The organism is Ottowia beijingensis, assembly GCF_013423955.1.
Classification (GTDB): domain Bacteria; phylum Pseudomonadota; class Gammaproteobacteria; order Burkholderiales; family Burkholderiaceae_C; genus Ottowia; species Ottowia beijingensis.
The window spans coordinates 81,509-90,158 of sequence record NZ_JACCKX010000002.1 but is presented as its reverse complement, the minus strand read 5'-3'; the positions used below and the strand labels follow the sequence as shown (position 1 = coordinate 90,158).

Here is an 8,650-nt window from a genome sequence, read left to right as displayed (position 1 = left end):
CGCCGCCTGCAAGACCCGCTGGCCGAGCTGGTGAAGATCGACCCCAAGAGCATCGGCGTCGGCCAGTACCAGCACGACGTGAACCAGAGCGAACTGGCGCGCCAGCTCGACGCCGTGGTCGAGGACTGCGTGAACGGTGTCGGTGTCGATCTGAACACCGCCAGCGCGCCTGCTGGCGCGCGTGTCGGGCCTGTCGGGCACCGTGGCCAAGGCCGTGGTGCGCTGGCGCGAATCGCACGGCGCGTTCAGAAGCCGCCAACAGCTGCTGGAAGTCAGCGGCCTCGGCCCCAAGACCTTCGAGCAGAGCGCGGGCTTTCTGCGCATTCGCGGCGGCGACAACCCGCTGGACATGACCGGCGTGCACCCCGAGACCTACCCAGTGGTGGAGCAGATCATCGTCAAGACCGGCAAGCCCATCGACCAGCTCATGGGCCGCAGCGAACTGCTCAAGCCGCTCAAGCCCGAAGCCTTCGCCACCGAACAGTTCGGCGCCGTGACGGTGAAGGACATCCTGGCTGAGCTGGAAAAACCCGGCCGCGACCCGCGCCCCGACTTCAAGGTGGCGCGCTTCAACGAGGGCGTGGAAGACATTGCCGACCTCAAGGAGGGCATGGTGCTCGAAGGCACGGTGAGCAACGTCGCCCAGTTCGGCGCCTTCGTCGACCTGGGCGTGCACCAGGATGGCCTGGTGCACGTGAGCTGTCGAACAAGTTCGTCAACGACGCGCGAGGTCGTCAAGGCCGGCCAGATCGTGAAGGTGAAGGTGCTCGAAGTGGACGTGCCGCGCAAGCGCATCAGCCTGACGATGAAGCTGGACGCGCAGGCGCCGCGCCGCGATGGCCCACGCGAGAACCGCTTCGAGCACGCCGGCCGGGGCGACCGCGGCCGCGGTGGCTACGCAGGCGGGCAGGGCAGGGCAACGCGCCCACGCCCCAGGGCGCCATGGCTTCGGCGTTTGAAAAGCTCAAGGGCTTGCAGAGCAAATAGGCCTGCATCGCTTGTCTGGTCAGCGCCAGCAGCTATTGAAACGAGAGCGAAAAACAGATTCGGTCCAGCATCCGGCACCGTGGGGCGCCGAATGCGCGGTGGTCATCAGGCCGGCTTGGGCCAGGTGGCCAAAGGTACCGAGGGCACAGCCACGGTCGGCAAAGGCACCGTGGGCAGTTCGCGCGGCACTTCATCGTCGGGGTCGCTCTCGGGTGCGTGGCGCGTCATCGCGCGAAGCGCCGTGGTGGCATGGGCCGCGCCGGTCATCAGCGACAACCAGCGGACGGTGAATTGGGTCAAGAGCTGGTGCATGGTTTGTCTTCTCCATACATCGGCAGAAAGGGCGGTAGTCGGAACCTGTTCCGCCCCGCGTGGTGGGGCATGGTGCGCCACGTCCCCACTATAGGTGCGAGGCCGCACGAAGGCCAGAGTTCCCGCCCCGCCGGTGGGGGCGTGTTGTGACCAGCTGTGTCGCGCGCTTTGCCAGAATGCCCGCATGACGCCACGCCCCGTGCTCTACACCTTTCGCCGCTGCCCCTACGCCATGCGCGCCCGCTGGGCGGTGCAGGTGTCGGCGCTCGACGTGGAACTGCGCGAGATCACGCTGCGCGCCAAGCCCGCCGCCATGCTGGTCGCGTCGCCCAAGGGCACGGTGCCCGTGCTGGTGCTGCCGGGTGGCCAGGTCATCGACGAAAGCTTGGACGTGATGCGCTGGGCGCTGGCGCAGCACGATCCCGAGGGCTGGCTGACGCCCGCGCAGGGCACGCTGGCCGAGATGCTGGCCCTGATCGAGGCCTGCGAGCGCGACTTCAAGCCGCACCTCGACCGCTACAAGTACCCCGCGCGCTACCGCGCCGAGTGGGGCGGGGCGCCTGACGCGGGTGACAGCGATCCGTTGGCGCGCGCCTTTGCGGCGCAGCATTTCGATGTTGCCCAGGGCTTTCTGTCGCTGCTGGCGGTGCGGCTGGAGGGTGGTGCGGCACCGCGTTACCTGTTCGGTACCCGCCCCGCGCTGGCCGACTTCGCCATCGCGCCCTTCGTGCGCCAGTTCGCCCGCCACGACGCGGCACGCTTTGCACAGCAGACGGCGCCCGCGCTGTCGCAGTGGCTGGGCGCCTGCTCGCGCGGCCCGATTTTGAGGCCGTGATGGCGCGGCAAGCAGTGTGGGCCGACACCGGCGCGCGCTAACATCAGTCGGTCCTGATATCCCACCCTGAAAGACCATGCAAAAATCCTGCTCATCATCCATGCCGCGCCCTATGGCAGCGAGCGTTGCCTGTCCGCCCTGCGCCTGGCCCTGGCGCTGATGGGGCGCGAGGGCGAGAAGCCGCAGCTCGACGTGTTCCTGATGTCCGACGCCACCGTGCTCGGCCTGCCTAACCAGCAGGACGCCTCGGGCAACACCCTGCAGCAGATGGTGGAGCAGCTGGTGGCCCAGCAGGTGCCGGTGAAGGTGTGCAAGACTTGCGCCGGCAACCGCGGCCTGCTTTCGCTGCAGCTGATCGGCGGCGTCACCGTCGGCACGCTGGCCGAACTGGCCGACGCCACCATGGCGGCCGACAAGGTCATCACCTTCTGACGCCGCGCTTGCGGGCGCTGCGGCTGTACGCCGGCCCGGCCGCGTACCGCCACACGCGCTGCAGGCCAGCGGCTCGATCCCTTCGTGCTGAAGGTGGTGCACGACATTCCGGGGCGCCACGCGGCGCCTACTGGGACGGCGGCATCACCGACTACCACCTGCACCTGGCCTATGTCGCTTCATCTTCGATAGCTGTCAGCGCCCGCCCAGCAAGCGCTGAAGGCCGATTTGATGCTGAATTTGCCACCACCGGCGCGCTGGTGCTGTACCCGCACTTCCAGCAGGCGGTGGTGCCCAGCTGGCTGGGCGAGAGCTCAAGTGGCGCCACCGCGCCACACCACCCCGAGCGCGTGCAGGCCTGGAGCAGTGCCGTGCAGGCGGCGCGGCAACTGGCGGACGAGTTCGAGGCCTGGCCGGCGCGGCCCGATCCGGCGCAGGTGCAGCCGCTCTGAGCGCCACGCGGGCGCTGCGCCGCGGCGGCTTATAACGTCATCCCGGCGTAGGCCGGGATCCATGTTTCTCCGCACACGCTGTCTGGATTCCGGCCCCGTAGCGCGGTACGGGGCAGGCTTTGCGCCGGAATGACGAGATAGGGCAGCTTTGATCTGAATTGAATTACATCGACTCGGCCAGCATCTGCCGGTAGTCGTCGGCGCTGGCGATGCGCGGGTTGGTCTTGTGGCAGTGGTCAAGCTGGGCGTGCTCGATCACGCCAGCCCACAGGTCTTCGGTCACGCCCATGGCGGCCAGGCCGGTGGACAGGCCCAGGCGCGCGGTCATGTCGTGCACGGCGTCGGCCACGTCGCTGCCGGCGGGCAGGCCCATGGCCTGGGCCATGCGCGCCAGGCGGTCTTCCTTCTGGATGCTTTCGGCCCCAGCGTTGAAGCGGATCACGGCGGGCAGGAACACCGCATTCAGCGTGCCGTGGTGCAGGCGTGGGTTGGCGCCGCCCAGGCTGTGGCTCAGCGAATGCACCGCGCCCAGGCCTTTCTGAAAGCCCAGCGCGCCGTGCATGCTGGCGGCCATCATGTTCAGGCGCGCTTCGCGGTCGCTGCCGTCCTTCGTCGCGCGCTCGATGTGGGCCCAGCCGCGGCGCAGGCCCTCCAGCGCAATGCCGTCGGCCACCGGGTTGAAGGCGGGGGCCATGAACACCTCCATGCAGTGCGCGATGGCGTCCATGCCGGTGGCGGCGGTCAGCATGGGCGGCAGGCCCAGGTGAGCGCCGGGTCGCAGATGGCGGCCCGGGGCATCAGGCTCCAGCTGTGAAAACCCAGCTTGCGACCATCGTCGACGATGACGATGGCGCCGCGCGCCACCTCGCTCCCGGTGCCGGCGGTGGTGGGCACGGCGATCAGCGGCGCGGCCGCCTCGGTGATCTTGGGGCTGCCGCCTTCGATGGTGGCGTAGGTCTTCAGCGGGCCGGGGTGCGTGGCGGCAATGGCCACGCCCTTGGCGCAGTCGATGGCGCTGCCGCCGCCCACGGCGATCAGGCCGTCGCAACGCTCGCGCTGGTAGATCTCGGTGGCGGCGCACGGCGGCCTCGGGGTTGGGCGGCGTGCCGTCGAACACGGCATGCGGCAGGCCCTGCAGGGCGTCGATCACCGGCTGCAGCACGCCGGCGGCACGCACGCCCGCGTCGGTCACGATCAGCGGCCGCGTGATGCCCACGCGCTGGCACTGCGCCGGCAGTTGCTGCACGGCGCCGTAGTCGAACTCGATCTGGGTGAGGTATTGGATGAGGGCCATGGGTGGATTTCCAAAGTACGATGTTCAGGTTTCATTATTCAGTCAAACCCACAGGAGATCGCTACATGAAGTCCCGCACACTACAAGCCCTGGCCCTGGGGGCCGCCGTGTCGGTGCTGGCCGGCTGCGCCAGCACCTCGGCCCCGGTGGTGGCCAACACGCCCGGCTGCCTGGACGACGTCGCCGTCAACCGCCTGCTGGGCGACTACAACGCCCGCCGCCCGGCCGCCAACCTGCCGGAGAACCTGACCATGGTCGACGCCAACTGCACCCGCAGCAAGCTGCAGCAGCGCCTGGCTGGCCAGGCCGGCCGCCTGGCGGGCTACAAGGCGGGCCTGACCAACCCGGCAGTGCAAAAGCGCTTCAACACCACCGAGCCGGTGTGGGGCGCGCTGTACACCAACATGCTGCTGAACAGCGGCGCCACCGTGGACGCCGCCTTCGGCGCCCGCCCGCTGTACGAGGCCGACCTGTTGGTGCGCGTGAAGAGCGCCGCCATCAACAACGCCAAGACCCCGGCCGAGGTGCTGGCGCAGGTGGACCAGATCATTCCCTTCATCGAACTGCCCGACCTGGTGGTGGAGACCCCGCCAAGGTCAACGGCGCCGCGTTGAGCGCGCTGAACGTGGGTGCGCGCCTGGGCGTGCGCGGCGCGCCGCTGATGGTGCCGCAGGACGCCGTGGGCCAGGCCCGCGTGCTGAACGAGCTGCGCGACATGAACGTGCACCTGGTCGATGCCGCCGATGCGCCGCTGGGCGGCGGCAAGGGCAGCGACGTTCTGGGCCACCCACTGAACGCGGTGGTGTGGCTGGCGCAGGCGCTGAAGGCCGAAGGCCTGTCGCTGCGGCCGGGGCAGGTGGTCAGCCCTCGTTCTCGGCCCTGCTGCCGCCCAAGGCCGGCCAGAAGGTGACCGCGCATTACGACGGCGTGACCGGCCTGCAGCCGGTGACGGTGAGCTTCCGCTGATCGCCCAGGCATGCGCTGGAGCTATACCAATGATAGCTGCCAGCGCTTGCTGCATCAGCGCTGCAGGCCGATTTGGCTTGAAACCTGTGCCGGGCACGGTGCGCCGCCGTGGTGCGCCCTGAAGCTGGCGCGACAACCGCCCGGCCGGCCACCGCGCTGAGCAGTGGATTGCCCCTTCGGGCGCCACCCACAGGAGATCGTTCGCATGACCCGCATTCCGTCCCTCGCGGCCCTGGCACTGGCCGCCGTTGCGTTCTCGCCGCTGGCGCAGGCGCAGTACGACCAGCCCATCGGCCAGCCGCTGGGCCAGCCCTGGGGCACCGTGCCCTTCGGCAACCCGACCTATGGCAGTCCGGGGTACGACCCTACGGCGGCCCCGGCATCACCTGCGAAAGCCGTGACGGCGGCTTTCAGGAGTGCGGCACGCCCTTCCGCGGCCGGCCGGTGATTGCGGAAACCCTCTCGTCCGCGGCCTGCATCGAAGGCCAGACCTGGGGCACGCGCGGCGTCGGCTCCGTCTGGGTGATGAATGGCTGCCGCGCCCGCTTTGCCGACACCTACGGCGGCCAGGCCGGCGTGGGTGGCTATGGCGACACGCGCTACACCGTGCGCTGCGAGAGCGACCAGGGCCGGCGGCGCGACTGCCAGGCGCCGGTGGCGGCACGCCTGACCCTGCTGCGCCAGATCTCCGACGCGCCCTGCATCGAGGGGCAGACCTGGGGCAGCCATTTCAACGGCCAGGTGTGGGTCAGCGGTGGCTGCCGTGGCGACTTCGGGCCCGCGCAGGGTTGGGTCAATCCGGACTACGGCACCGCCGCCAATGCCTACCGCTGCGAAAGCGAACAAGGCCGCCACCAGGAATGCCGCGCGCCGGCGCCCGGGCGCCAGATGCTGGTGCGCCAGTTGTCCGAAACCGCCTGCGTCGAAGGCCAGACCTGGGGCAGCCGCGACGGCGGCGTCTGGGTGCGCGGTGGCTGCCGGGGCGAGTTTGCTGCCGCCGACTGGGGCGGACGCAGCCCCGGCTACGGCCGCACCGTGGTCTGCGAAAGCGTGGAGCAACGTCTGAACCGCTGCAACTGGGACCCGCGCTGGGGCCGGCCGGCGCTGATCGACCAGCTCTCGCAAGACAGCTGCCGCGAAGGCCGCAGCTGGGGCTACGACGGCCGCGAGATCTGGGTCGACCGGGGCTGCCGCGGACGCTTCGGGGCACGCTGACGGCGCCGCGCCGCGCCGCGCCGCGCCGCGGCGCAGCGGTGCGGCGCACCCTTTCCGTCACTACGTTATCAATAGCTGCCAGCTCCCGCCAGCAGGGCGCTGGCAGCTTATTTCATCATGAATCACTCGCCCGACATCCACGCCCGCCTGACCCCCGCCATGCGCCTGCTGGTCGAGCGCATGGCGCAGGCGCCTTACCCGCCCATGCACACGCTGACGGCGCAGCAGGCCAAGGCCGCCTACGCCAAGTCCATCGGCGTGCTCGACGTCAAGCCCGAACTGGCGCGCGTGGAGGAGGTGCGCATCCCGGCGCGCGACGGCCACGCCTTGCCCGCGCGCCTGGTCGCGCCCAGTACTGACACCGGCCTCCCCGTGCTGCTGTACACCCACGGCGGCGGCTTCACCATCGGCAGCATAGAATCGCACGACACCTTTTGCCGCGTGCTCAGCGCAACCAGCGGCGCCGCCGTGCTGTCGCTCGACTACCGCCTGGCGCCCGAATGGCGCTTTCCCACCGCGGTGCACGACGCCTGGGATGCGCTGCACTGGCTGGCGGGCGAGGGCGGTCGCGCCCTGGGCCTCGATACCACGCGCATCGCCGTCGGCGGCGATTCGGCCGGCGGCACGCTGGCGGCCGTCAGCGCCGTGCACGCGCGCGACGCGGGGCTGAAGCTGGCGCTGCAACTGCTCATCTACCCCGGCACCACCGACCACCAGGACACCGACTCGCACGCGCTGTTCGCGCACGGTCCGGTGCTCGACAAGGCGCTGATCGACTGGTTCTTCCACCACTACATCGACAGCGTGGACCGCAGCGACTGGCGCTTTGCGCCGCTGAAAGCGCCGACGTCGATAGCGTGGCCCCGCCTGGGTGGGCCTGGCCGAATGCGACCCGCTGGTGGACGAGGGCGTGGCCTACGCCGACAAGCTGCGCGCCGCCGGCGTGCCGGTCGATCTGGAGATCTACCGCGGCGTGGTGCACGGCTTCATCACCATGGGCCGCGCCATTGCCGAGGCGCGGCAGCTGCACCAGGATGCGGCGGCGGCGCTGCGGCAGGCCTTTGGACTGCCAGCACCATGATCCCGGGCTGTGGGAGCGGGCTTGCCCGCGATAGGGCGCTGCCGTAAGGCCGAGGTTCTATCGCGGGCAAGCCCCTCCCAGAACTTTAAGATCCATAGCTGCCAGCGCCCGCCGCCAAAGCGCTGGCCGCTGATTTGACTGAGAACAGGCAAACCGCCATGAAACCCACCGACTTCCGTCACCACCACCGCCTGCGCGTGCGCTGGGCCGAGGTGGACATGCAAAAATCGTCTTCAACCCGCACTACCTGGCCTATTTCGACTGCGCCATCAGCGACTACTGGCGCGCGCTGGCCATGCCTTATGCCGCGGCCATGCAGCGGCTGGGCGGCGACATCTTTCTGCGCAAGACGGCGGTGGAGTTCAACGCCTCGGCCGAGATGGACGACCGGCTCGACATCGGCTTGCGCTGCGACCGCATCGGCGCCTCGTCGATGACCTTCGTGGGCGGCATCTTCCGTGGCGATCGATTGCTGACGGCAGGCGAGCTGGTCTACGTGTTCGCCGACCCGGCCACGCAGACCTCGCGGCCGGTGCCGGCGCCGCTGCGCGCGCTGATCGAGGCCTACGAAGCCGGCCAGCCCGTGACCCATGTGCAGACCGGCGACTGGGCCGCGCTGGGCGACGCGGCGCGGGCTCTGCGCACGGCGGTGTTCATCGAGGAGCAGGGCATCGCCCGCGCGGACGAGTGGGACGAGGCCGATGCCACGGCCGTGCACGCCGTCGTCACCAACCTGCTGGGCATGCCCGTGGCCACCGGGCGCCTGCTGCAGCAAGCGCCGGGCGAGGGCCGCATCGGCCGCATGGCGGTGGACCGCGCGCTGCGCGGCAGCGGGGTGGGGCGGCAGCTGATCCAGGCGCTGCAGCAGGCCGCCTTCGAGCGCGGCGACCGCCGCATCGTGCTCAGCGCGCAGCGCAGTGCCGAAGGCTTCTACCAGCGGCTGGGTTATGTGCCCGAGGGCGCGCCGTACGACGAGGTGGGCATTGCACACATCGGCATGGCGCGGTCGTTTGAAAACCTTTGAACGCAGAAGATCGGCACATCTTCAAGGGCATGGCTTTCCCACCACACCGCTG

Annotated in this window: 8 protein-coding genes and 5 pseudogenes; 11 read left to right on the top strand and 2 right to left on the bottom strand. The window is 69.8% G+C overall.

All coding sequences use genetic code 11. The features are described 5' to 3' along the window. A pseudogene (locus H0I39_RS20230) lies at positions 1-987 on the top strand (helix-hairpin-helix domain-containing protein); the annotation flags it as partial. A gap of 105 nt (positions 988-1,092) precedes the next feature. On the opposite strand, the gene H0I39_RS23610 reads toward H0I39_RS20230, so the two are convergent. Next, entirely contained in the window at positions 1,093-1,299 is a 207-nt protein-coding gene (locus H0I39_RS23610) for a hypothetical protein (RefSeq protein WP_180551507.1), read from the bottom strand. A gap of 184 nt (positions 1,300-1,483) precedes the next feature. Between H0I39_RS23610 and H0I39_RS20220 the strand changes: the two genes are divergently transcribed. The 3 genes and pseudogenes from H0I39_RS20220 to H0I39_RS20210 all read left to right on the top strand — a co-directional run. After that, entirely contained in the window at positions 1,484-2,134 is a 651-nt protein-coding gene (locus H0I39_RS20220; protein ID WP_180551909.1) for a glutathione S-transferase N-terminal domain-containing protein, read from the top strand. Positions 2,135-2,200: 66 nt separating this feature from the next. Beyond that, positions 2,201-2,566 (top strand): DsrE/DsrF/TusD sulfur relay family protein, encoded by a 366-nt coding sequence (locus H0I39_RS20215; RefSeq protein WP_180551885.1) that lies wholly within the window; start codon positions 2,201-2,203, stop codon positions 2,564-2,566. Between the two features lie 78 nt (positions 2,567-2,644). Then, positions 2,645-3,018 (top strand): annotated as a pseudogene (locus tag H0I39_RS20210) (phospholipase); the annotation flags it as partial. Positions 3,019-3,181: 163 nt separating this feature from the next. On the opposite strand, the pseudogene gbd reads toward H0I39_RS20210, so the two are convergent. After that, positions 3,182-4,255: pseudogene (gbd, locus tag H0I39_RS20205) on the bottom strand (4-hydroxybutyrate dehydrogenase). Between gbd and H0I39_RS22875 the strand changes: the two are divergent. From H0I39_RS22875 to H0I39_RS20180, 7 genes and pseudogenes are all read left to right on the top strand, one after another. Beyond that, positions 4,139-4,381, top strand: coding sequence for a hypothetical protein (locus tag H0I39_RS22875; RefSeq protein WP_257646287.1), 243 nt, complete (start codon positions 4,139-4,141; stop codon positions 4,379-4,381). The pseudogene gbd and the gene H0I39_RS22875 overlap by 117 nt on opposite strands. Beyond that, entirely contained in the window at positions 4,378-4,926 is a 549-nt protein-coding gene (locus tag H0I39_RS23605; protein ID WP_307776938.1) for a hypothetical protein, read from the top strand. The genes H0I39_RS22875 and H0I39_RS23605 overlap by 4 nt, the downstream gene beginning before the upstream one ends. Then, entirely contained in the window at positions 4,923-5,222 is a 300-nt protein-coding gene (locus H0I39_RS23600) for a hypothetical protein (RefSeq protein WP_307776937.1), read from the top strand. The genes H0I39_RS23605 and H0I39_RS23600 overlap by 4 nt, the downstream gene beginning before the upstream one ends. Before the next feature lie 261 nt (positions 5,223-5,483). Next, on the top strand, positions 5,484-5,726 hold the full coding sequence (locus tag H0I39_RS23785) for a hypothetical protein (protein ID WP_180549139.1): 243 nt from the start codon (positions 5,484-5,486) through the stop codon (positions 5,724-5,726). Then, positions 5,660-6,493, top strand: a complete 834-nt coding sequence (locus H0I39_RS22870; protein WP_308645955.1) for a DUF3011 domain-containing protein — start codon at positions 5,660-5,662, stop codon at positions 6,491-6,493. The genes H0I39_RS23785 and H0I39_RS22870 overlap by 67 nt, the downstream gene beginning before the upstream one ends. A 117-nt stretch (positions 6,494-6,610) precedes the next feature. Next, positions 6,611-7,574: pseudogene (locus tag H0I39_RS20185) on the top strand (alpha/beta hydrolase). A 158-nt stretch (positions 7,575-7,732) separates the two neighbouring features. Then, positions 7,733-8,598 (top strand): annotated as a pseudogene (locus H0I39_RS20180) (YbgC/FadM family acyl-CoA thioesterase). Positions 8,599-8,650 lie beyond the last annotated feature (52 nt).